Here is a 23424-nt window from a genome sequence, read left to right as displayed (position 1 = left end):
AGTGAGGAAATCACGTGACTCAAACCGAGAACGAATCGCTGTCCTTCCCTCCGGTCGAGCCGCCACCCTTTCCGGAGCCCACCCCGCCGCCCGTCAAGGCCCCGATGTCGCGCCGAAAGCTCGCCGCACTCGCCGGGGTGCTGCCATTGAGCGCCGTCGCCGTCGGCTCGGCGTATTTCGTCGGAAATTCCGGCGATGACAATTCTTCCGCCCCCAAGCGCGCGACCGGTGCGGCGGTCAACAATGCCGGGGCCATTACGACCAGGTCCCAGCCCAACCCGGGGGTCGCGCCCGAGATCGCGAAAATCGGCAATAGACATATCGCGGCCCTGCACGCCATTCATGTGCACCTTAAAAATATCGGCACCTACGATCCGAGATCGCTCGACGCCTATTTCGCCGGAGCCATCGCCGCGTCCACCGGGCCGTACCGCAAACAATTGCAGGAAACCAATACCGCCACTCGCGCGTATCTGCTCGCGAACAACAGCACCAGCGAAGTGCTCGACTTCAATTGCGGCCTGCGCGCGATCACCGACAATGTCGCCACGGCCGTGGGATATATCAAACAGTCCACCACCACCGAGACCGCTCCCAATCCGGAAGTGGCGCTCACCGTCGCGGTCGTCACCGCCGAGGAACAACCCGACGGGCGCTGGCTCATCAGCGATATGCAACGCATCACGACCTGAGCCGGGAACCGTGGACGTCACACACTCTCGTATAGGTCGCCGTATAGGTCATGACCTGGTGGTCGCGGTGGATCGCGGGCAGCATGGCAATGTCGGTCGGTTCCCTGCAGTCCGAACGGCGCCAACGTGAGAGAGGGACCGTTCTCCATCCCAGCACAACCGCCGCCGGAGGCGGTCCGTCTCTTACGTCAGAACAGGTCCACCAGGCGCGCCCGTTCCACGGCATTGCCCCGGATATTCGCGTCGAGCTTGCTGTAGATACCGCGCAAATGCGTCTTGACCGTATCGATGGACACCCGAGATCCGCAGCGCCGACTCCAGCGCCCCGCACGCGGCGCGGGCCTGTTCACCCGAAATGCGTGAACCGCGGATGCACACGCGATGCGTGGTGTACGAGCAGGCTCGACCACCTGGCCGATTGACGTCGGCGCATACCCGCGCCCGGCCGAGGCGGTCAGGGTATGAGGCGGAAGCCGTTCTCGAAATCGACGTTCACCAGATCCCCGCGCCCGCCCAGGCCCAGCTTCGAGAAGATGTGCGAGAGATGGTTTCCCACGGTCCGGGGACTGATCAGCAGTCGCGCGGCGATCTCCCGGTTGGTGAGCCCGGTGGCCGCCAGCCGGGCCACCTGCAATTCCTGAGCGGTCAGCACGCGATCGGTATCGGGCGGAGTCGGCGCCACCGCGCTGCGGTCACCGGCCATGGCCATCTCGCGCTCGGCGCGCTCGGCCCACGGGCGCGCGCCCAGGCGCTCGAAAGTGCCGTGCGCGGAATGCAATTGTTCCAGCGCCTCGCGCCGCCGCCGCATCCGCCGCAGCCATTCGCCGAACTGCAACCGGATGCGCGCGCGGGCGAACGGCCGCTGCGCGGGTGCGGCGGCCAGCGCCGCGGCGAAGAATGACTCGGCCTCGTCGTCGGGGGCCAGCAGCGCACGCACTCGGGCGGTGTCCGCCACCGCCCAGGCGGCCGAGGTGAGTTCGGTATGCGCGATGAGCAGATCGAGGTGGCGGCGGGCGGCGTCGAACCGGCCGAGTCGCACCGCGGCCTCCGCGGCATCGGACGCACTCAGCGTCGCGACCGTCGGGTGATGGGCGAAATGGCCAGGGGTGGACAGTGTTTCGAGCCATTCGAACGCCGCGTCCGGGCGGCCCGCGCCGAGCGCGGCCAGTCCGCGCGCCCAGTGGGCGTCGGCGCTGAGCGCAAAGGTCCGGCGCGGCCGGGAGAATGTCAGGGTGCGCTCGGTGAACGCGGTCGCGCCCGCCTCGTCCCCGCGCAGCGCGGCGATGAAACCCATGGTGCCGTAGGACGAGGCCTGGGTTTGGCGGCCGCCGAAGTCATCGGCCATCACAATGGCCTCGGTGGCATCTGCGATGGCGTCATCCCACTGCCCGGCAACGAGATTCAGCATGGCCTGCTGGCACAGCGAGTAGCCGAGCCAGCTGATCGGACCCTCGGTGCGCAGCCGTTCGATGCCTTCGCGATACAGCGCCAGCGCATGGGTCTCATCGCCGAGCACGATCGCCGCATTCGCCAGTGGCAGCCGCGACGGCGGCAGATCCGCGGCGTCCGTCAGATCGCGCCCGGCCAGTTCGGCGAGCATCTGGGCGGTGAACGGCTCACCGATCGCCCAGCTCGCCCGCAACTCCAGCACCCGCAGTTCGGGCCGATAGCGTGGATCGACGGAGTCGATGTCGCGCAACAGCATGCGCCGGGCGCGTTCGGGATCGCCCTGACCGAGTTCGAGCAGTCCGCCCAGTCCGCCGGCGGCCGCGGCCACCACCTCGGGGGCTGCGCGGTCACCCGCCGCGTCCAGCAGTTCCCGGGCTGTTTCGAGATCGCCGCCGTCCCAGGCCGCGCGGGCGGCACGGGCCAAGCGCTGCCCGGCCGCGGTCGCGTCCGGTGACAGCGCGGCGGCCCGGCGATAGATGCGTGCGGCGGTGAGCGCCCCGCCCCGGCTCCAGGCGCGTTCCGCGGCGCTATCCAGGGTCGCCGCGATCGTCTCGTCCGGTTCGGTCGTGGCGGCCGCGAGATGCCAGTCGTGCCGGTCCGGATCGCGATCGGCGTACACCCGCGCCAGCGCCGCGTGCGCCGCCCGGCGCTGCTCCGGGGTCGCGGTCTCGTACAGGGCCGCGCGAATCAAGGGGTGGTCCACCGTGATTCGGCCGTCGGAGAGTCGCAGCAGGTCGGAATCCAGTGCCGCGGGCCAGTTTTCGGCCGGCACCCCCAGCGATTCGGCCGCGCGGCGCACGGTGTCGGCGTCCGCGCCGTCATCGGCGGCGGCGATGAGCGCGATGGTGCGTTCACCGTCGGGCAGGGCGCGCAACCGGGTATCGAACGAGGCGCGCAATCGCGGTCCCAGCGGAAGTCGTGACGTGGCGGCCGGACCCAGCTCGATACTCGCGGCCCGGCTCAATTCCAGCAGTGCCAGCGGGCTGCCGCCGGTGAGCCGGACGAGCTGCTTCGCGCGGCGCGGGCTCAAGGCCGGATTGTGTTCGGCCACCAGCTGTTCGGCACTGTGCTCGTCCAAACCCGCGATGGTCAGGGTCGGTGTCGGCTCGCCCGTCTCGCTGACGGTGCCCGGATGCGCCGCGATGAACATGGCGATCGGTTCCTCGGCGATGCGCCGCGAGACGAATCGCAGACACTGCCTGCTCGGCGGATCGAGCAGCTGCAAATCATCGATCTCGATGAGCATCGGCAGCTGCTCCGCCAGCTCGGAGAGCAGGGTCAGCACCGCCACCCCGATCAGCAACCGGTCTCCGGTGTGCCGTCCCAGGCCCAGCGCACCCCGCAGCACCGCCGCCTGCGCGGCGGGCAGCGCGTCGATGCGGTCGAATACCGGCCACAGCAATTCGTGCAGTCCCGCGAAGGCCAGTTCGGTTTCGCTCGGTACGCCGCGGCAGCTGAGCACCCGGAAATCGGTGGCCTGTGCCGTCGCGTAGCGCAGCAGCGCCGTCTTCCCGATTCCGGGCTCGCCGAGCAGGATCAGGGCCGACCCGTGTCCGGCCCGCGCGTCCTTCAGCCGCCGATCCAGTTCCTCGCGTTCACGTTCGCGCCCGTACAGGTGCGCTGCGGAACCAGTGTGCTGCGGCATCGGAGAGGAAAGCTCCCTTCGCGATCGGTCGACGCTGAACCGGGTCTGCCGTCGCAGCCTATCCGGGCCATCCATGGGCAACTTGTTGAACGATTTCGTCTAACAATTGCAAGATCATATCCGATGGGCTATCGCACCGGTGTGGGCTGGGGAAATGTCCACTGCCCGTTCAGTATCGAGGGCTGCGGTTCGTAGAGTCGAACCATGTAGTTCCACCCCGGCATGATCGGCAGGCAATTGCCGCGTCGCGCGTCGCAACCGCCGAAACGGATGTCGACCGAGCCACCCGGATTGGTCGCGGCGGTGACGTCGTTGATCGAATAGGCGTTCAGCGGGTTGGCTTGGAAGTAGCCCTCGGCGTTGTACCGGCTGATCGACCAGAATCCTTTCACCGGAACGTCTTTCACGTGCGGGGTGCAGTCCGTCGCGCCGTCGTTCCCGGCCGGGGTGACCGTGAGGTGGACCGCGTCCCGCAGCGGATTGCCACCCCAGCAGTACGGCGGCGGCCAGGCCGGAGATCATCATGAGTTTCTTCACGACTGCGAGCGTGGCATCGCTCCAGGTCAGGCGGCTCACCCACAGCGGGTGATCTGTCCCGTGCGGGCCTCGCCCGTTTCGTCACCGGATAGCCGGGTAGGTCCCTTTCGGGTCGATTCCCGGCTCACCGAGTTCGCTCGATGGAAGGAATGACACATGAGTGCCACCGATAAGGCCAAGAACAAGGCTGAGGAAATCGCCGGTAAGGCCAAGGAGAAGCTCGGTCAGGTGACCGGCGATCGCGAACAGGAGCGAGAGGGCAAGGCCGACCAGGTCAAGTCCGACTTCAAGGACGCGGGTGAGAAGGTCAAGGACGCTTTCAAGCACTGACCCGGGGCCCGCCCCGAAATCGTGCTGCCCGGACCCCGAAGGTGTCCGGGCACTGCGGTTTTCGGGGTAGGCGTGATCGCGATGTCCTAGGTGCGGATGAGCAGCACCAGCCCCGCCGACACCACGGCAAGCACCAGTGCGGCCAGGCCGTAGGCCAGGCGCGGTGTGCGGAGTGCGGGCAGGTATCGGTCCAGCGCGCAGGCGCCCGGGCCGGTGAGGGTCAGCGTGGCCGCCGCCGCGGTCAGCAGCAGTTCGTATTCCACGCCCTTGGGCGCGAAGAACCCGCCACCCCATTTGACCGCGAGCGCATTGAGCAGCGTGCCGACCACGGCCGCACCCGCGAGTGGGGTCAGCAAGCCCAGCGCCAAGCCCAGACCGCCGAAAGTCTCGGTGAGACCGGCGATTACGGCCATGGTGCGCGCGGCGGGGTAACCGCTCGAATCGAAGAAGGCCGCGGTGCCGTCGATACCGCCGCCGCTGAACCAGCCGAACAGTTTCTGCGCACCGTGCGCGGCCATGGTCAACCCGACCACCAGGCGCAGTATCAGCAGTCCCAGGTCGTAGGGTGCGGTGCGGGTGGTGTCGACGCCGATCGCGGCGGGTTTGGTCAGCGCGGAAATCGTGGACATGAGAACGCCTTTCGCGGAGGGCCGGGATCAGCCGAGTTGGATGGAGCGACGCGCCATGCCGAACCAGTAACCGTCGATGACGGTGCGGACGGTGTCCAGATCGGACTCGCCGGCCCCGAGGGCGACGAACAGCGGCGCGAAGTGTTCGGTGCGCGGATGCGCGAGTTCGGCTCCCGGTGCGGTGTGCCGGAAGTTCAGGAGTGCGTCGATATCGTTGGCGGCCAGCGCTTCCCGGCCCCACTGATCGAATTCGACGGTGAAGGAATAGGCGTGCTCGTCATCGCCGGTCATGGCGCGCAGATTGTGGGTGAAGAACCCGCTGCCCACGATGAGCACACCCTGTGCGCGCAGCGGTGCGAGCCTGCGGCCCACCTCCAGTAGCGTCCGCGGATCCAGGGTCGGGATCGACAGTTGCAGGATCGGCACGTCAGCGTCCGGATACATCTCCTTGAGCGGCACATAGGCCCCGTGATCCAGCCCGCGATCCGGGAAATCCTGCACGGTCGTACCGGGTCCGCTCAGCAGTGCGCGCACTTCGGCCGCGAGTTCGGGCGCGCCCGGTGCGGCGTAAGTGACGTCGTAATAACGCTTTTCGAAGCCGCCGAAGTCGTACACCAGCGGGGTCACGGTGGTGGCCCCCAGCGCGATCGGTGCGGTCTCCCAGTGCGCTGACACCACCAGCACCGCGCGCGGCCGCGGCAGCGCATCCGCCCAGGCGGCCAATTCGCCGGGCCAGCGCGGATGATCCGCCAACGGCGGTGCTCCGTGCGAGAGGTACAGCACGGGCATCGCCCGATCCTCGCCTGTCATCGCGTTCTCCTCCGCCGGTGATGTTCAAATTTGAACAACTAGTACGCTAGCAGGCTGTTCAAATTTGAACAACCGGGGCTATGCTGGCGGTTGTGCACGATCCACAATGGCTGAACGATCGCGAGATGCGGACCTGGCAGAGCTTCCTGGCAGCCGGGGCGCTGGTGGGGCGCGAGGTGGAACGACACCTCAAACAGGAGGGTTTCTCGCACACCCAGTACGAGGTGCTGGTCCGGCTGGCCGAGGCCCCCGGCGGTGCGGTCCGCATGACCGAACTCGCCGATGCCCTCTACACCTCCAAGAGCGGCCTGAACTATCAGGTCACGCTCTTGGAGAAGGCCGGTCTGGTGCGGCGCGAGAACTGCCCCACCGATGTGCGCGGGGTGCTCGCGGTGCTGACCGACGCGGGCCGGGAACGGCTGGCCGAGATCGCGCCCGGTCATGTCGACACCGTGCGCCGGGCGCTGATCGATGTGCTCACGCCCGCGCAGCAGCAGGCCATCGCCGATGGCCTGGGTGAGGTCGGCAACCGCCTCGCCGGGTCCTAGCCGGGGTGTCCTAGCCGATGCTGGCGGACAGGTCCGGGATCATCCGGTACGCCTCGTCCTGCCAGTTGTTCCAGGCGTGAATGCCGAAGGCCGGGAACGAGTACGAGACATTGCCCGCGCCGAGCGAAGCCATCCGGACCTGGAAGGCGCGAGTGTTGGCCAGTGCCAGCGCTTCCAGCGCCATACCGTTCACGGTGCCCATATTCGGGCCGTCCATGGCGGTGGGCCGTCCGCTCGCCGCGGCCACGTAGACCCGGGTGTTATTGGCGACCAGCTGCGGTGCGAAGACGAACGGATCCATCCGCAGCCACTGCGGTCCCCACGGCGGAGCCATCGAATCGACGTTGTAGCCACCGGCATCGATCATGGCCAGTCGAATGGCCTCGCGCATACCGGGCGCGGAGATATTGAGGTAGCCGGAATACGAACCGGCGAAGCTGAACTGATCCGGGTGGTAGGCGGCCAGGGTCAGGGCCGCGCTGCCGCCCATGGACAGGCCGAAGACGCCATTGCGGTTGGGGTTGAAACCCAGTCGATCGCGCAGTGCCCAGCGCAGATCATTGGTCAGGAAGGTCTCCCAGGTATAGCGGTAGCTCTTACCCGGACCACCCGACAGGGCATCGGTCGCACCGGAGCCGGTATTGGCCGAGCCGGTGCCCGCGGGGATACCCAGGAATTCGCTGGGTGCGTTCCAGTCGGTGTAGAAACTCGATTGACCACCCACGGGCATGACCACGTTGATGTTCCACGATGCCAGCGTCTCCGCGACATTGGTCTCGATTTCCCAGCCGTTCAGACCTTCGCCCGCGCGCATGCCGTCGAGGGCGTAGACCACCCGATTGGTATTGCCGTCCGCGGCGCGCAGCACGCGAGTCTTGATGGGGCCCATCGAGGGTGAGTCCACCCAGAAGTCGAACGCGGCGGGATTGAACGCCGCAGACGCTTTCGCGCCACTGCCCAAAACGGTAGTCCCCAAGGGGATGAGCAGCGCCAATGCCAGAAACAGCGCTGTTCGCCGTATCGGGCCGCCGCGTCTTTCGGTCGAATTCGTTCTACCGCGAATCGATCTCATCGATCGGGTCCTCTCGCTCGAGCGGTCATGGTGACCGCAGGGCCATTCGGATCCGGTCCCCGCACCGGGCGCGGAGCGAGCGCGGCGCCGGAGGCAGTTTCCGTCACCACGCTCGCTCGAACACCTATCGTCATGCGCCACGGAAACGTTGCTAAATAGTTGCTTAAACTTTGTGTGACGCAGCGCACGTGGCGATCGGATGAATCGGACAGGGCGCCGAGGCGCATCACGTACCGCGCGGTACGCAAGTGGTACGTGCGCACCGTTCTGTGATCGCATGTGCGAGTGGGAGACGAGATCACACCCTCCGCCGGGTCTCTGGACGGAACCGAAACGGGTAGTTGGCGTTTCAGCCCCGGCGGGCGCGTCGATGATTTCGGCACGTACCGATTCGTCTGTCCGGTGCCCGGCTGTCCATGGTTCCACGACGAGAACACCACGCAGGCGAATCCGGGCTGGCGCGATCGGGTCGGGGCCGCCGTCGACGCGCATATCGCCGCACTGCATCCGCACTGGATCATCGAGTGATTCGACTTGAGCCACTGCGGCTTTCGCATTCCACCGCGCTCACGATCCACCTCTGCACAGAGTGTGCCCGGGCCGCGACAAGCACGCACCGCCCGGCTACGCTACGGCCATGCCGTACGTAAGTACCGATGGTGCCCGTATCTTCTACACCGATTCCGGTGGTCAGGACCGGCCGGCCGTGGTGCTGGGTCACGGGTTCTTCATGGACCTGTCGATGTTCGCGCCGCAGGCCGAATACCTGGAGGCGCGCGGATTCCGGGTGCTGTGCTGGGACGCGCGCGGCCACGGTGCGACCGATTCGGACCCCGAGCAGTCCTTCACCTACTGGGATTCGGCGCGCGATATGTTCGCCGTGATGGACGCCGCGGGCGTCGAGCACGCCGTACTCGGCGGCATGTCGCAGGGCGGGTACGCGGTGCTGCGCGCCGCACTGCTGGCTCCCGAACGCGTCGACGCGCTGCTGCTGTTCGATACCGAGGCCGGTGATTCCCCGGAGGAGCAGCGGGAGGAGTATCGCGGTCTGTTCGCCGCGTGGACCAATCCCGAGGTGCCGATCGGCCAGCTGTCCGAGGGGCTGGCCGGTCAGCTCATCGGCGGTACCGTGGTCGATCAGTCGCCGTGGCGTTACAAGTGGGCCGCGAGCGACCGCACCGCGATCCGCGCCGCCGCGCAGACCCTGATCGAGCGCGAGTCGCTGCTCGATCGGCTCGCCGAGATCACCTGTCCCGCACTGGTTCTGCGTGGTGAGCACGATGGTTCCAGTACCGCGGAGAAGTCCGCGGCGCTGGCGGCTGGATTGCCCGCCTCGGGTCCGGTGGTGACCATTCCCGATGCCGGGCACGCCGCCAACTGGACCGCGCCCGACCTGGTCAACGACGCGCTGGGGGAGTTCCTCACTCGGTTAACAAGCTCGCCGGTCCGTTGAACGGCTGCCGGATGCCGATGAACCATTGAAATGGCGCGTCGACACCCGGCACATCGGTAATCCGGACGCGCACGCTGTACGGCTCGAGCGTGTCCGGATCGCGCAGATGCATGAGCGGTTGATGCCGTTCGAAATCCACCCGCTCGGCCAGGTACATGGTCCGGAACTCCTCGCACGAGCTGAGCTGGGCGAGCAGTTCCATCGCCCATTCGGGGTCCTGGTAGCGGCCCATATGCCAGCGGAACCAGTTCACCGTCAGGCGCGCCTCGTCCTCCCATTCGAGCATCACCCGGCGTGATTCGGGCACCAGGAAGAACCACACCAGGATATTGACCACATCCAGCAGCCGGGGATATGCGCGATCGTAGGTTTCATTGACCCACAGCACATTCCAGCGCTCGTCGATATAACCGGACAGGTGCGGCATGAGATCGTCCGCGGCGGCGCGCAGGTCATCGGTGATCAGGGTGAGCATGGCGGTGACGGGCATCGGGTCGTGCGTGCGCGGACCGGGGGTCTTGGGGGCCGCGAGATTGTGCATGTGCTGTCGTTCGGCCGGGGTGAGTTCCAGTGCGCGGGCGATCGCGTCCACGACCTCGGGGCTGGGTGACACCTTCTCGCGCTGCTCGATCTGGGCGATATAGCTGGCGCTGACATCGCAGCGGGCGGCCAGGGCGGGGCGGCTGAGCCCCCGCGGATGTTCGGGCGGTCGCGGAAAGGTGCGGTGGGTTCGGACGAAATCGGCAAGATTGGGGGCCAGCAGCTGGTCGGCTATGAATCCCCCCGGCGCGGAGTGGCCAGCATTCACGATCAGGACACTACCCGTTGGGCGGCCCCTCGACCGAGCGACCATCTGTTCCGGTTCATGAACCTCGCCCCGAAAGTTCGAATCTCGTTCGCCGCTCGGTGCCGCCCTGCGGCCATACCCCGCATCACCCTCTGGCCAGAGGTACCTCTTGTCAGCGTGTCTCACACACCTTTACCGGCGCGATCTCCCGTGATGGGATTGCCTGCGGTCGCGATCTCTGATCGGGGCCGAAGTGAAGGGCAATTGCACTGCAGTACAGCACATTTCGCTAGTGCCTCGGCTGTGTCGCACCTCACAGTTCGCCCGCCCGGCGCCGTGCGGGAGTTCCGGCGCGAGGGCTGCGCGAAGGGGGCGCAGTCCTCGCGAACGGGCCGTGCTGCGGCTGATCCGGGGGCCGAGAAGATGACCGTTGTTCTACCTTGTCCAGCATGGTGCGTCGAGCACGAGGATCCGGACCCGTTCGACCCCTACGACGGCGGGCGGCACGGCGGACAGGAAATGTCGGTGCTGGTCGGCCCGCAACCGCGTCCGGTATTGCCCGCTGTCTTCGTACAGCTGAACGCGCACGACTGTGACGGTCTGCGGCACAACTGGATCGATCTGGTCGCCCCCACCCGCGCACATGCCGAACTCACCGAGGATCAGGCGGTCCGGGTCGCCGATACGCTCATCGCGGTGGCCGATCTCTGGGACTACCGGGTGCTGCCCGATACGCTGCTGCTGGCCGATGAGTGCCCGCCCTGGTGTGTGCAGCATGACGGCGCCCTCGAACAGGATCCGCTGGTGGAGCTGTCGCATCACGGCCGGGCGGCCTCGATTCCGGTCGAGGGTCCGCATCGCTGGAACGCCGAGATTCGAATCCGCCTGTGTGCCAGGGATACTCGTCTCGGCAGGCGGATCGTGATCGCGCTGGTCATTCAGGACGACGAACCCACCGAGGTCACCGCGCCGGAGGCCCGCCGCATCGCCGCCGCTCTGCTCAATGCGAGCGATGAGATCTGCGTGCTCTGATCGGGGCTGCCCGCCCCAATGAAACGGCGGTGATTCCTCCGGTTATCGTCGAGGTGTTCGGATGGACAGCTCGGAGATGGAGGTAGTCAGATGGCTCGAATTCCCGCGGTACCAACGTCGTTGCTCGCGGCAGGCAGTCTGGTGGGCGGCTTCGCGCTCGCGCAGGCCACGAAACAGCGGCAACTCGGCGGCGTGGTCTTCGCCGCGGGTACCGCCGCCGCGATTCCGCAGTGGCACAAGACGATCGGCGTCGGCGGCGCGGCCGCGCTGACCGGCCTGTCTATCGGGGCGATGGGCGCCTCGCATCCGCTGGCCAAGAAGATCGGCGCCTGGCCGTCGGTGGCGGTGGTATCGAGCGCGGTCGCGCTGACCGCCTGGGCCGCGGTGGATCGCAGGGCCTGATCCGGTTTCGCCCGGCGGTTTCGGCTGCCCGCTCACAGCAACGCTCGCTACGCTGCCGGAGTACGCCAGCCCAGCGATCCGAGGACGGTCATGCTCCGATTTTTCCTGATCGGGTTTCTCGCCACGGCCGTCCTCGCGGTCGGCGTGGCCGCCGCCATCGGCTCCTGGGCCTGGTACGTCCTGCTGGTGATCCTGGTGGCGCTGCTCGTGGTGGGCGTCTACGACGTGATCCAGACGCGGCATTCGGTCCTGCGCAACTATCCGGTGCTCGGGCATATGCGCTATCTGCTGGAGAGTCTGCGGCCGGAATTGCAGCAGTACTTCATCGAGCGCAATTACGACGGCCGCCCGTACGACCGCGATGTGCGGACCATGATCTACGAGCGCGCCAAGGGCATCAATGGTGAGCTGTCCTTCGGCACCGAACGCGATGTCGAAGCGGTCGGCTACGAATACCTGGTGCACTCCATCGCCCCGGTGCCCCAGCCCGCCGAACCGCCGCGGGTGCTGATCGGCGGCCCGGACTGTACGCGGCCGTATTCCATGGCACTGCTGAATGTTTCGGCCATGAGCTTCGGCGCGCTGTCGGCCAATGCGCTGCGCGCGCTGAATCGCGGTGCGGCACTGGGCGGTTTCGCGCACGATACCGGGGAGGGCGGGCTCACGCCCTATCACCTGGACGGCGGCGGCGATCTGGTGTGGGAGATCGGCTCCGGCTATTTCGGAACCCGTACCGGCGATGGACATTTCGATCCCGCGCGGTTCAAGGACCGGGTCGCGCACGAGCGGATCAAAGCGGTATCGATCAAACTCAGCCAGGGCGCGAAGCCGGGGCTGGGTGGAGTGCTGCCCGCGGCCAAGGTGACCCCGGAGATCGCCGAATTCCGCGGCGTGCCCGTACACGAGAAATGCGTCAGCCCCGCCGCGCATTCGGCCTTCTCCACCCCGCGCGAACTGATCCGCTTCATCGCCGGATTGCGGGAACTCTCCGACGGTAAGCCGATCGGTTTCAAACTCTGCGTCGGCTCGCGCGTGGAAGTGCTCGCGCTGTGCAAGGCCATGCTCGCCGAGCGCAGCACCCCCGATTTCATCATCATCGACGGCGCCGAAGGCGGCACGGCCGCAGCGCCTTTGGAGTACGAGGACCATATCGGGCTGCCGCTCACCGATGGCCTGATGATCATGCACAACGCACTGGTCGGCGCCGGGCTGCGCGATCGAATCAAACTCGGCGCGAGCGGCAAGATCGCGCTCGGCAATGACATCGTCAAACGGCTCATCCAGGGCGCGGACTTCACCATGGCCGCGCGCGCCATGATGATGGCGGTCGGCTGCATCCAGGCCCAGCGCTGTCACACCAATGAATGCCCGGTGGGCGTGGCGACCCAGGATCCACGCCGCGCCCGCGCCCTCGACGTCGCGGACAAGAGCGAGCGGGTGTTCCACTATCAGCGGGCCACCACCATGCAGGCCGCGCAGATCATGGCTTCGCTCGGCGTCTCGGAGATCGCGCAACTGACCCCGCATCTGCTGCGCAAGCGCATCTCGCCGACCGAACAGCGCTCCTACGCGGAGCTTTACGAATGGCTCACCCCGAACCAGTTGCTGGAGGATCCGCCCGCGACGTGGGTGCTGGACTGGGTGGCCGCCGATCCGGATTCGTTCCGCCCGCAATTCGCTGGCCTGGATCGGTAGCCGGGCATGTCATTCTGAGCGGATGGCCGCCGCACACGATCGGACCCGAACGTTCGACCTGCTCGCCCGGGCCGGGGACGCCGATGCCCCGGCCTCGGATCGGGTCGATGCGCTCCAGGCGCTGGCCGCGCTCGAGGACTATCGCGCCATCGAGCCGCTGACCGCCATGGTGCTCGATACCCAAGTGCCCGAACCGATTCGGACGCGGGCCTCTGATGTGGTCGTTGCCTACGAGGATGTCTCCACGCCCGCGCTCCGCCGGACCTGGTGGGGGAGTGGGGATCCGATCGTCATGCGGCACGCGCTGTGCCTGATGGGCCGCACCGAGGCCGATCTGCTCATCCCGGTCGCCGCCGATGACTCGCATCCGCTCCAGCGGGACGCCCTGGCCGCGATGAGCTTCGGTTTCGGTGAGCCCGAATTCATGCCGGTACTGATTCGCGCCCTCGATCATCGCGATCGCGACATACGCGCGGTGGCGGCGGAAACGCTGCTCTGGGACGAGCCCGTCGCCGCCGAGGAGGGATTGCTCGCGGCGGCGCGGGATCGTTCGGCCGAACTGGCGGCGGTAGCCGTCAACACCCTGCGCTACTACCCGACCCGCCGGGTGCTGCGCGCCGTCGCCGAACTCCGGGATTCCGATGACGCGGGGGTCCGCGCCGCGGCGCTCGAGACATTCGAGGATCTGCGTGCCCAGTTCGAATCGTCCGTTCACACCGCGGACGCGAAAGAAGCTGCCGCACTGCACGAGTGGGTGCGGCCGGTGGCCGATCTGCTGCGCCCGTCGCGGCCGGACCATGCGCCGCATCCATCCACGCCCCCGCAACCACCGGCGGTGTTATCGGAGCAGGCGGTGACCGCGATCCTCGGCACTCCGGATCAGGATTGGCTGGAGATGACCGGAACCCTGCGCCGAATCGACTGGGGCGTTTACGATTCCGGCGCACGAGCAAGGCTGACCGAGCGGTTGGCGGCGCACCCCGATCCACTCGTGCGGGAGTGCGCGTGCGCGGTGCTGGTCGGCTGGTCCGATCCCGGCATACTGCTGGCACTCACCGCGGATCCCAGTTTCACGGTCCGCAAGGCCGCCATGTACTCATTGGTCCTGCTGCCGGTCGACTCCCGAATCGCCACCACCGCATGGGAATACCTCGCGACGGCCACCGGAACGGCGGCCTATGAGGCGTTGCGCACCTATGCCGCGCACGCGCCCGCGCCGGAGGCGATCGATCGCCTGGTCGAACTGGCCCGCACCGACCCCCGGGAAGTGATCCGCCACACCGCTATTCACACGCTGGGCGAACTCGAGGCCGCGGATGCCATTCGCGCACTCGCTCCTCTCCTGCACGAGCAGCCGGGCATCACCTGGTCGACGCATATCGCCCTGTTGAACGAACTCGGCGACCTCGGTGCCCCCGTCAAACCGCCCGCCTATCTGGCCACGGTCGACAATCTGGATCTGGCCTGCACTCTGGCCGAATATCAGAACTGACCGGCGATGAATCCGGCGAACAGCACCCCGAATCCGCCGACCTCGCCGATGATCAGCGCGATCATCGAGACATTGGTACCGATCTTGCCGGTCTGACCGTGGAACTGGTTGGTGGTGTCCCGCAGCAGGCCGTGCACGATATAGGCGGCGATGGCGGCGACGAAGAAGATCAGCACCACGATATCGGCGGTCAGATTCACCGCGGTCGGCCAGCTGCTGAGCTCGGTGAACACCGCGAGCAGCAGGGTGGCGAAGGAGTAGAGCAGGGTCGCGCGGTGCGCGATATCAACGTAGACATGTGCGGTCGCGTCCGGGGAGGTGCGGATCTGCTCGTACTTCCAGACCCCGAGCAGCAGCGCCAGCAGGAACAGCAGCCCGGCGGCGGCCAGGGTGATCCGGGTGTCGATACCCAGTTCGAACGCCGTCAGCTCGCTCGTGTTCATGACTCTCCTCGTATCGCCCGCACCGTCGATCGCGAATGTAACCGGTTTCGGATGCCGGGAAAAGCCATTGGTAAACGGCGTTTAGTCGCTCTCGAGGTCCGCCGCGCCGAAGACGCCCCGGAAAATATCCGTGCCGTGACTGGTGGGTTCGGGCGGACCGGCGGTCAGCCGATATGTGCGCCTGCCCTCGGCATCGCGCCGGGCACGCAGGAACAGATCGGTGCCGTGCGCGGCGAGATGGCGGCGGTGCGCGAACTCGTACAGGTGGGTGACCAGGATGATCTTGACGCCGGAATCGAGCAGTGCGGAGATGATCGGATCGGCGATGGCGGCCGCGTCGCGCTCATTGGTGGAGGCGAAGGGTTCATTGCACAGCAGCAGCGCGCCCGGGGTGAGGGCGTCGATGATCTCGCCCATGCGGGACAGCTCCTCGTCGAGGCGGCCGTGCGTCATGGTCGGATCCTCGGCGCGCACGAAATGCGAGAAGATGCCCTCGCGGACATCGGCGCGAAATGTCTTGGCGGTGACGAACATTCCGGCCTGCATCAGCAGTTGCGCGGTCCCGGCGCTGCGCAGGAAGGTCGATTTGCCGCCGCTGTTGGCTCCGGTGACGACCACCAGGGTCGAGCCGTCCGCGTCGATGTCATTGCCGATCACCTCGGACGCGTTCAGGCACAGCACCGCATCACGCAAATCCGTGGCGCGCATGAGATTCGCGCCCGCCGCGACCGGTTCCGGGAAGCAGACGGGCGTACCGGACCGGGTCAGCCGCTCGTGCAGATTCACCCCGCCGAGATAGAAGGCCAGTTCGGTGCGCAGCTGCCGGAAGAAATCCTGCACATTGTCGGTGACCCGGGAGATCACCTCGGCGACGCCGTCCAGCGGGGGTTCGATGACCGCCCGCAGCGGATCGCCGTCATGGAATTCGAAATTGTCGAAGGCCTCGAACGCGGTCCCGGAACGGCGGCCCAGCCGCAACCGTTTCGCGGCGGCCGGCGGCTCGTGCAGCATGATCCGATCGGCCTTGTTGCCGGTGCCCAGCGCCGCGCTGAAATGGATACCGTGCTCGAAATACAGTGCGGCCACATGCTGTTCGAGCCGCGCGAGATAGTCCTCGTCCAATTGCTCGGCCAGTACCCGCCGCAAGCGCCGCAGCCCGTCCGAGGTACAGGATGCGGCGTATTTCTCCAGCGTCTGCCGCAGTTGCCGCAGGTGGCCGATCAGCGCCTCCAGCGGTTGCAGCGCCAGCCCCAGTTTGCCGCGCGGTTCGCGGGTGCGCCCGGTGGTCCAGCGCCGTACCGTGGTCGCGGCGGCGGTCACCGCGTAGAGGGCGCGCGGCAGATCGGGATCGGCGCAGCAGTCCGCGAGCACACCCTGCCGGTGCCGGATGATCGCGCAATCGGTGAGGCATACGGGCACAACGGTTTTCACGACCTGGGCGATGAATTCGTCACCGGCCGCCATGGCCGCGTAGAGCTCGTCCAGGCCGAGATCATCGGTGAGCGCCGCACCATTGCGCGCACCGTGCACGATCGCGCCGGGCGGATGCAGCAGGCCGATCGGAATCATCGAATCCTCGCACGAATCTCGTGGTAGGTCAGCCCGTGTCGCTGTGCGACCGCCGCCGCGTAAGCCAGGCCGTCGGGCAGTCGGCGTTCGATTCGGAAGGTGCGCACCGGATCATCACCGGATTCCACGCCCGCGACCATGCTGACCACCTCCGGCCGGACGGTGGCGAGTTCGTCCAGGAAGGTCACGTACACCGCCATCGCGCCGCGTTCGATGATGCGCCCGACCACGTCCGCGCCGATCGCCACGGCATCGGAAGCGGTGGTGGTACTGAAGCTTTCGTTCAGCACGACCACACTGCGCGCGGTGAGCCGGTCCAGGATATCGCGCATGCGGGTGAGCTCCTGCGCCAGTGCGCCGTGCGGATCCTCGATATCGTCCGCGCGGATGAAATGCGTGAACACGCTGTCCGGCAGCATGGTTCGCGCGCGCGTCCCGGGAATCGGGCAGCCGAGCGCGGCCAGATACAGCGACTGCCCGACCATGCGGGCGAATGTGCTCTTCCCGCCCTGATTGGGGCCGGTGACCGCGAGCACGCGCTCGCGGCCGTCGAGCCGAAAACCATTGCGCACCACGGTCGCCTGCCGTTTGGCGAGGGCGAAGCCGAGCGCCGCGTCGAAACCGTCCACCACCTCGATCCCGGCGAACTCGGCCGTGACCTCCGGATAGCAGAACGGCATACCGCGGGCGCGCAGCCCGCGCACCAGGCGCAGATAGTCGAGGTAGAAGCGCACCTCGGCGTCGAACCGCGCGATGACCGGATCGATGAAATCCCGATACCGCTCGGCATGGCGGCCCAGCCGTTCGAAGACGGCCGGATGCTGATCGATGACGGCCGCGATGACCTGCTCCTCGACCTCGTTCATATCCGGCCATGGATCCACCGCGGGCGACCGGGCGGGATCACCCTCGGGCCGGAACCGTGCGAAGGCCGCCGCGATGGTCTCGCTGAAATCGGGTTGCCCGCCGTACCGGTCGATGACCAGCTGGCGGCCGGTCACCTGCACCGAATAGCGCACGGCATCGAGCTCCGCGCGCACCCCCGCCCCGTCCTCGGCGAAGCCGCGGAACGAGTCGAGATCGACGTAGCCGGACAGCCACGCCGCCCATTCCCGCAATCCGGTCGAGTGCAGCGGCAGTCCCCGCAGCGCGATGCTCATCCCGCGCACCGTCCGGCAGTACACCGCCTCGGCGTCGATCTGCCAGCGGTTGCGCTGCTGCGGATGGGTCAGCCGTCCCGCGCGCTCCAGATGCGCGCGCACCGAACGCATCCCGTCGACGAAGGCCTCGAAGACCGAACGGACCGCGTCATCCTCGAGATCACCGAATACCCGCTGCCGAAATTCGACCAGTGCGATATCGCGGAGCGGCCGGTACTGCGCCGCCCGGTGTTCCGCGCCGCCGGTGGCCGCGAAGACCTGATCGAGATTCAGATCGGTGAGCGTCGTATCCTCGGCCGTCTCCGGCCCGGCAGCATCGGCATGGCCCCACAGAATGCTGCCGAAGTCCATCGATTCGCACTCCTGTCAGGCCGTATCGTGACGGCGGTGCCGCCCCCCGGTGTCCGGTTCGATGCTGATGCGCGGTAATTCGGTGGTGGTTTCGCCATCGCCGCGAAGGCGTGAGCAGAATTCCTCGACGCTCCCGTATCTGGAGAGCACCTCGCTCAGCAACTGATGTGTATTCGTCACTGCCACTGTTGTTTTCGCCACCTCTGATCGGATGAGCTACCGAGCAATAACCGCACAGCTTGTGGACCGTCGATCACTGTAGTGGCGGGGACACGAGCGCGTGAATGGCCAGTTGATGACCATTCGTGCCAACTTGCGGTGTGGCCCGGGGTGTCGGCGACGTGCCGGGCGGCCTGTCAGGACCGGGCGGACGGTTCGGGGTCGGGCTGCGGCACACCGTTGAACAGATCGACGAGTCCGTACGGCGCGCGATCACCGAGGCAGAGGTCGAGGATCTCGTGCGCGTCCGCGTAGAACGCGGCGCTGCGCGGGAACATGCTCGCCTCGTACGCGGTCAGGGCGGCCTCGATATCGCCGGGGTGCGCGGCGATGGCGAGTGCGAGTTCCGCGCCGTCGAGCATGGCCAGGTTCGCGCCGTCGCCGGAGGGCGGCATGAGGTGGGCGGCATCGCCGATCAGCGTCACCTCGCGCGTCCGGTCCCAGTGATGTCCGTCCGGCAGGGTGTGGATCATGCGCGGCACGGGTGTGGATTCTCCCTCGGTGATGAGCGCGGTGAGTTCCGGTGCCCAGCCGTCGAATTCGGCCGCGATGCACGCGGTCGCCGCGGCGGCGTCGGTGAAATCGATATCCGCGATCCAGGCGGCCGAACGGTTGAGCTGCACATAGGTGTGCAGCGTGCCGCCCGATTCCCGGTGCGCCGTAATGCCTTTGCCGGGAGTGGCCGCGTACATCGCACCGTCGCCGACCATGGCGGCGATGGCGGGATGCCGCTGATCGGCGTCGTACAGATAGGTTTCGATGAAGGTGGTGCCGATGTACTCGGGCGTCGCGTCCGAGAGCAGCGGCCGGATCTTGGACCACGCGCCGTCCGCGCCCACGAGCAGATCGCTGATCACGGTCGAACCGTCCGCGAAGGTGAGTTCATGTCGCCCGTCGCCGAGCGGGCGCACGCCGGTGACCTTGTGACCCCACCGAATCGTGTCCTCGGGCAGTGAATCGAGCAGGATCTGCCGCAACTCCCCGCGCAGCACCTCGGGCCGGGTCGCCAGTCCGTCGTCGGCGACATCGAGCAGCAGCCGGCCGTCCCGGTCGAATACGCGCTGCGCCTCCGCGCCGGCGTGGATGATCGCCCAGAATTCGTCGGTGAGCCCGGCCGCCTCGAGCGCGAACTGCCCGTCGTCCTGATGGATGTCCAGCTGACCGCCCTGGGTGCGGGCGGCGGCGGAGGCTTCGGCCTCGTAGATGGTGGCGGTGATGCCGTGTACGCGCAGGACGCGAGCCAGGGTCAGGCCGCCCAGTCCCGCTCCGATGATGGTGATCGATGTCGTCATGACGCGCTCCCTCCGAAGCTCTCTGGAACGTTGTTCCACAAATCAGTTTGGAACAACGTTCCAGACATGTCAAGATGATGATTGTGACGACCAAGAAGCAGCGGCCCGAACGCCGCGCGGACGCACTGTCCAAGGAGCGGATCGTCGAGACCGCGATAGCGATCCTCGATACCGAGGGCGAGGCCGCGCTCACCTTCCGCGCGCTCTCGGCCCGCCTGGCCACCGGCAGCGGCGCGATCTACTGGCATGTCGCGAACAAGAACGATCTGCTCGCCGCCGCGGCGGACGACATCATCGCCCGGGTCATGACCGAGGTGCCCGCGGGCGCGGAACCGCGCGAATCCATCCGCGCCGTCGCCCTGGGCGTCTTCGATGCGATCGACGCCCACCCGTGGGTGGGAGCCCAACTCTCCAGTGAGCCATGGCATTCCGCGAATATGCGGATTCTGGAGGGTGTCGGCGGACAGCTCGAGGCACTCGGCGTGCCCGAAGCAGCGCAATTCGACGCGGCTTCCGCCCTGGTGAACTACATCCACGGCCTCGCGGGTCAGTACGCCGCGGGCGCGCGGATAGCCCGCGAAACCGATCGCGCGGCCTTTCTGACCGCGGTCGCGGAGCGCTGGACCCGGCACGATCCGGAGCGGTACCCCTTCGTGCACAGGATCGCCGCGCAACTGGCCGACCATGACGATCGGGCGCAGTTCCGCGCCGGTATCGACCTCATCCTGGCGGGTATCGACACGCTCCGATAGCCGGGTGGTCTACCGTCCCGGCATGCTCGGAATCAGCCGCGGGCGGCCTGTTCGATGACATCGGCGACCGCGAGGGGCTGCGAGACCAGGGAGGCGTGCGAGGCTGTGATCTCGCTGGTGTGCGCGTGCATGCGCTGTGCCATATAGCGCTGGGACGCGGGCGGAATGACCTGGTCCTGGCTGGAGACCAGATACCAGCTGGGCGTATTCGACCAGGCGGCGGGACCGGACGGTTCGAGATTGGCGGTCAGCGCCAGCGAGCGCTGATGCGCGATCATGTCCGCGGCCGTGGCATCGGAGACGTCCTGGGCGAACACCTCGTGGAAGTACGCCGGATCGACATAGGCGTCGAGGCCACCGTTGGCCACCTTGACCGATAGTGCGGGCGGCAGCAGTCGACTGCCCGGGAATTGCACCGGATTGATCTCCAGCAGCGCGGGCTCGCCCGGTGTCGGCGCGAATCCCGCGATATAGACCAGCGCGGTGACCTTCGGGTCGGACACATTGGTGATCACCGTGCCGCCGTAGGAGTGCCCGACCAGCACGATCGGCCCGGATAGTCCGTTCAGCGTGCGCTCGATGGCGGCCGCGTCATTGGCGGGTCCGCGTAATGGGTTGTCGGGCACCACGACTCGATATCCGTCGGCGCGCAATTTCGCGGCGACGCCGTCCCAGCTGGTGGCGTCCGCGAACGCCCCGTGCACCAGGACGACGGTCGGCAGGGCGGGTTCCGCGTGCGCGGTGACCCCGGTGAGCCCCAGGACGGCCGCCGCGCTCAATACGCCGGTCCGCAGTGTTGTCGGTATCCGCATGATCGTTCTCCTGTCCCAGCGGGCAGTTGACGAATGAAACGCTATACCTATCCGGCGCGCAATTCCGTGTCACCTAGGCGGCACAGAATTCATTGCCCTCGGGATCGCGCATGACCCACCAGTGCCCGGCTGGTCCCTGGTCGACCTCGTGCACGCGCTCGGCCCCGAGGCTCTCCAGCCGCTTGACCAGCGCTTCCAGTTCACCCGGCACACCGTGCACATCGATGTGCAGGCGATTCTTCACGGATTTGGGTTCGGGCACGTCCTGGAAGAGCAGTCGCCGGCCGTGGCCCGCGCCGCTGAGCGGATCGAACGGATCCTCGGGATGCCGGATCCCCGCCAGCCCGCGAAAAGTCTTGTGGCCATTGTGTTCTCGAACGGCCTCCGGCGGCAGGTGCCCCGCGGCGAGCAATTGTTCGATGAGCGGGCTCGGATCCTCGACCTCGTATTCCAGTGCGGCGGCCCAGAAATCGGCCAGGACCGGGGCGTCCGCGCTGTCGATGACGAGCTTCCAATTCAATGCCATACCGACTGTTATAGCGTCCCGGCGGGCGATTCACAGGAAACGCCCAGCGCACATACAGCGTCACCGAGGTTGCCAACGCCACCATCTAGCCATGATGGTGTGGCACAACGATTCGGAACCGGGGCTGAGCGGGACGTGAACCTGCGGAAGACGCTGGCTCGGCGGGCCTCCTCGGTGCCGCTCCGAATCGGCTTGGTGGTGGCGATGGTGGCGCTCGCGGCTCTGGTGCTCTTCGCCTCGGGGGTGGCGCTGACCTCCGCCCTATCGCGTTCGCTGACCTCGCGAACCGATGAGCAACTCTTCGACGCCGCGCGCGGCTGGGCGCAGCCGCGCGCGATGAAGCAGATCACCACCGAGGACGGTCGTGCGGTGTGGGTGCCCACCGATGCGCCGCGTCCGCCGCAACCGGTGAAGACGACGGGCGAACAGCCCCGCCGATTCTATGAACTGCGCAAGGGCCCGGATGGCACGGTGTATTCGGAATTCCTTGCCGGAGGCGATGATTCGACCCCCGCGCTGTCGGATCTGCACGGCGACGGCCCGGCCACGGTGCGCTCCACCGATGAGTCCATGCCGCGCTGGCGGGTGCTCACCATCGCCAACGAGTACGGCTCGACGACCATCGGCATCTCGCTGGCCGAGAACCGCGAGACCATCTCCGGCCTGATCTATTTCGAACTGGCAACCGGTATAACGGCTTTGCTGGTGCTCGGTACCGGCGGCTATCTGGTGGTGCGCCGCAGTCTGCGCCCGCTGCGCCAGGTGGAGGAGACCGCCGCGGCCATCGCGGGCGGTGATCTGCATCGCCGGGTGCCGGTGCGCAATGTCGATACCGAGGTCGATCATCTGGCCCGTTCACTCAACGAGATGCTGGCCCAGATCCAGCACGGCGTGGCCGCGACCGAGGCACAGGAGGAGGCCGCCCGGCGTTCGGAGGCGAAGATGCGCCGCTTCATCGCCGACGCCAGCCATGAACTGCGCACTCCGCTGACCACCATTCGAGGTTTCGCCGAGCTCTACCGGCAGGGCGCGAGCGCCGACGCCGCCGGAATTCTCACCAGGATCGAGGCCGAGGCCGCGCGGATGGGTCTGCTGGTCGAGGATCTGCTCATGCTGGCCCGGGTCGACGCGAACCGCCCGTTCGAGCGAAAGCCGGTGGATCTGCTGACGATCGGTTCCGACGCCGTGCACAACGCCCAGGCCATCGCCGCGCGCCAGCAGGCGACCGCCGATGCCCCCGCCCGGCCGATCAAGCTCGAGGTGTGCCCGGGGGAGGGCACCCTCCAGGTCGTCGGCGATGAGGCCCGCTTGCGGCAGGTGCTGGCGAATCTGGTCGGCAACGCCCTGACCCATACGCCCGCCCCGGCCCCGATCACGGTGCGGCTCACACCGTCTCCCGATGAGGTACGGATCGATGTCGAGGACAAGGGTCCGGGCCTTACCCCTGACGCCGCCATGCGGGTCTTCGAACGCTTCTATCGCACCGATACCTCGCGCACTCGCGCCAGCGGCGGCACCGGCCTGGGCCTGTCCATCGTGCAGGCCCTGGTGGCCGCGCACGGTGGCCGGGTGACGGTCGACACCGCCCCGGGCGCGGGTGCGACCTTCACGGTCCGGTTGCCGCGGGAGGTGCCGCCGGGCACGCCCGCCACGAGCTGACGCCGAGCCGCGATCGCGGCGTTTTCGCCCTCGGATACCCGCAGGTAGAGATCAATTCGGACTGATTA

General features: G+C 67.3%; 23 protein-coding genes. 11 read left to right on the top strand and 12 right to left on the bottom strand.

Going from position 1 to position 23424, the window contains the following annotated elements:
* Positions 1–14 precede the first annotated feature (14 nt).
* On the top strand, positions 15–692 hold the full coding sequence (locus AB0L82_RS14920; RefSeq protein ID WP_364635615.1) for a hypothetical protein: 678 nt from the start codon (positions 15–17) through the stop codon (positions 690–692).
* 454 nt (positions 693–1146) lie between these two features.
* Here AB0L82_RS14920 and AB0L82_RS14915 read toward each other — a convergent pair whose 3' ends face one another.
* Positions 1147–3786 (bottom strand): AAA family ATPase, encoded by a 2640-nt coding sequence (locus AB0L82_RS14915; protein WP_364635612.1) that lies wholly within the window; start codon positions 3784–3786, stop codon positions 1147–1149.
* 128 nt (positions 3787–3914) lie between these two features.
* Positions 3915–4178, bottom strand: coding sequence for a DUF1214 domain-containing protein (locus tag AB0L82_RS14910; protein WP_364635609.1), 264 nt, complete (start codon positions 4176–4178; stop codon positions 3915–3917).
* 301 nt (positions 4179–4479) lie between these two features.
* Between AB0L82_RS14910 and AB0L82_RS14905 the strand changes: the two genes are divergently transcribed.
* Positions 4480–4653, top strand: a complete 174-nt coding sequence (locus AB0L82_RS14905; RefSeq protein ID WP_364635606.1) for a CsbD family protein — start codon at positions 4480–4482, stop codon at positions 4651–4653.
* Positions 4654–4739: 86 nt separating this feature from the next.
* Here AB0L82_RS14905 and AB0L82_RS14900 read toward each other — a convergent pair whose 3' ends face one another.
* Entirely contained in the window at positions 4740–5282 is a 543-nt protein-coding gene (locus AB0L82_RS14900; protein ID WP_364635603.1) for a DoxX family protein, read from the bottom strand.
* Between the two features lie 27 nt (positions 5283–5309).
* Positions 5310–6092, bottom strand: coding sequence for a class III extradiol ring-cleavage dioxygenase (locus tag AB0L82_RS14895; RefSeq protein WP_364635600.1), 783 nt, complete (start codon positions 6090–6092; stop codon positions 5310–5312).
* 92 nt (positions 6093–6184) lie between these two features.
* Here AB0L82_RS14895 and AB0L82_RS14890 point away from each other — a divergent pair, with 92 nt between their 5' ends.
* A complete protein-coding gene (locus tag AB0L82_RS14890; protein ID WP_364635597.1) occupies positions 6185–6640 on the top strand; it encodes a MarR family transcriptional regulator in 456 nt (151 codons plus the stop codon).
* Positions 6641–6650: 10 nt separating this feature from the next.
* Here AB0L82_RS14890 and AB0L82_RS14885 read toward each other — a convergent pair whose 3' ends face one another.
* Positions 6651–7712 carry an alpha/beta hydrolase family protein gene (locus AB0L82_RS14885; RefSeq protein ID WP_364635594.1) on the bottom strand — a complete coding sequence of 354 codons (1062 nt, stop codon included), beginning with the start codon at positions 7710–7712 and terminating at the stop codon, positions 6651–6653.
* A gap of 285 nt (positions 7713–7997) precedes the next feature.
* Between AB0L82_RS14885 and AB0L82_RS14880 the strand changes: the two genes are divergently transcribed.
* Together AB0L82_RS14880 and AB0L82_RS14875 are read left to right on the top strand one after the other, a co-directional pair.
* A complete protein-coding gene (locus AB0L82_RS14880) occupies positions 7998–8240 on the top strand; it encodes a hypothetical protein (RefSeq protein WP_364635591.1) in 243 nt (80 codons plus the stop codon).
* 109 nt (positions 8241–8349) lie between these two features.
* Positions 8350–9165, top strand: coding sequence for an alpha/beta hydrolase (locus tag AB0L82_RS14875; RefSeq protein WP_364635588.1), 816 nt, complete (start codon positions 8350–8352; stop codon positions 9163–9165).
* Here AB0L82_RS14875 and AB0L82_RS14870 read toward each other — a convergent pair.
* Entirely contained in the window at positions 9134–9973 is an 840-nt protein-coding gene (locus AB0L82_RS14870; protein ID WP_364635585.1) for a helix-turn-helix domain-containing protein, read from the bottom strand. The genes AB0L82_RS14875 and AB0L82_RS14870 overlap by 32 nt on opposite strands.
* Positions 9974–10375: 402 nt before the next feature.
* Here AB0L82_RS14870 and AB0L82_RS14865 point away from each other — a divergent pair, with 402 nt between their 5' ends.
* The 4 genes from AB0L82_RS14865 to AB0L82_RS14850 all read left to right on the top strand — a co-directional run bounded on the left by AB0L82_RS14865 (position 10376) and on the right by AB0L82_RS14850 (position 14573).
* Positions 10376–10984, top strand: coding sequence for a hypothetical protein (locus AB0L82_RS14865; RefSeq protein WP_364635582.1), 609 nt, complete (start codon positions 10376–10378; stop codon positions 10982–10984).
* Positions 10985–11074: 90 nt separating this feature from the next.
* Positions 11075–11386, top strand: coding sequence for a hypothetical protein (locus AB0L82_RS14860; RefSeq protein ID WP_364635579.1), 312 nt, complete (start codon positions 11075–11077; stop codon positions 11384–11386).
* 90 nt (positions 11387–11476) lie between these two features.
* Complete coding sequence (locus AB0L82_RS14855; RefSeq protein WP_364635576.1) at positions 11477–13081, top strand: FMN-binding glutamate synthase family protein; 1605 nt, start codon at positions 11477–11479, stop codon at positions 13079–13081.
* A gap of 22 nt (positions 13082–13103) precedes the next feature.
* Positions 13104–14573 (top strand): hypothetical protein, encoded by a 1470-nt coding sequence (locus AB0L82_RS14850; RefSeq protein WP_364635573.1) that lies wholly within the window; start codon positions 13104–13106, stop codon positions 14571–14573.
* On the opposite strand, the gene AB0L82_RS14845 is transcribed toward AB0L82_RS14850, so the two are convergent.
* From AB0L82_RS14845 to AB0L82_RS14830, 4 genes are all read right to left on the bottom strand, one after another.
* On the bottom strand, positions 14564–15016 hold the full coding sequence (locus AB0L82_RS14845) for a hypothetical protein (RefSeq protein WP_364635571.1): 453 nt from the start codon (positions 15014–15016) through the stop codon (positions 14564–14566). The two genes, AB0L82_RS14850 and AB0L82_RS14845, sit on opposite strands and share 10 nt — an antisense overlap.
* Positions 15017–15097: 81 nt before the next feature.
* The gene (locus tag AB0L82_RS14840; RefSeq protein ID WP_364635568.1) at positions 15098–16585 is read right to left on the bottom strand and encodes a DNA mismatch repair protein; all 1488 of its coding nucleotides are present in this window, start codon (positions 16583–16585) and stop codon (positions 15098–15100) included.
* Positions 16582–18096 carry a DNA mismatch repair protein MutS gene (locus AB0L82_RS14835; protein WP_364635565.1) on the bottom strand — a complete coding sequence of 505 codons (1515 nt, stop codon included), beginning with the start codon at positions 18094–18096 and terminating at the stop codon, positions 16582–16584. Before AB0L82_RS14835 ends, AB0L82_RS14840 begins: the two co-directional genes overlap by 4 nt.
* A gap of 356 nt (positions 18097–18452) precedes the next feature.
* Positions 18453–19607, bottom strand: coding sequence for an NAD(P)/FAD-dependent oxidoreductase (locus AB0L82_RS14830; protein ID WP_364635562.1), 1155 nt, complete (start codon positions 19605–19607; stop codon positions 18453–18455).
* A gap of 77 nt (positions 19608–19684) precedes the next feature.
* On the opposite strand from AB0L82_RS14830, the gene AB0L82_RS14825 reads away from it, so the two are divergent.
* A complete protein-coding gene (locus AB0L82_RS14825) occupies positions 19685–20359 on the top strand; it encodes a TetR family transcriptional regulator (protein WP_364636105.1) in 675 nt (224 codons plus the stop codon).
* Between the two features lie 32 nt (positions 20360–20391).
* On the opposite strand, the gene AB0L82_RS14820 is transcribed toward AB0L82_RS14825, so the two are convergent.
* Both AB0L82_RS14820 and AB0L82_RS14815 read right to left on the bottom strand, forming a co-directional pair.
* A complete protein-coding gene (locus AB0L82_RS14820) occupies positions 20392–21171 on the bottom strand; it encodes an alpha/beta hydrolase (RefSeq protein ID WP_364635559.1) in 780 nt (259 codons plus the stop codon).
* 73 nt (positions 21172–21244) lie between these two features.
* Positions 21245–21697: a VOC family protein gene (locus AB0L82_RS14815; protein WP_364635556.1), complete on the bottom strand. Its 453-nt coding sequence runs from the start codon at positions 21695–21697 to the stop codon at positions 21245–21247.
* Between the two features lie 135 nt (positions 21698–21832).
* Between AB0L82_RS14815 and AB0L82_RS14810 the strand changes: the two genes are divergently transcribed.
* Positions 21833–23356 (top strand): HAMP domain-containing sensor histidine kinase, encoded by a 1524-nt coding sequence (locus AB0L82_RS14810; protein WP_364635553.1) that lies wholly within the window; start codon positions 21833–21835, stop codon positions 23354–23356.
* Positions 23357–23424: the final 68 nt, after the last annotated feature.

The organism is Nocardia sp. NPDC052001, assembly GCF_040680615.1.
Lineage (GTDB): Bacteria > Actinomycetota > Actinomycetes > Mycobacteriales > Mycobacteriaceae > Nocardia.
This window is presented reverse-complemented; position numbering and strand designations above follow the sequence as displayed.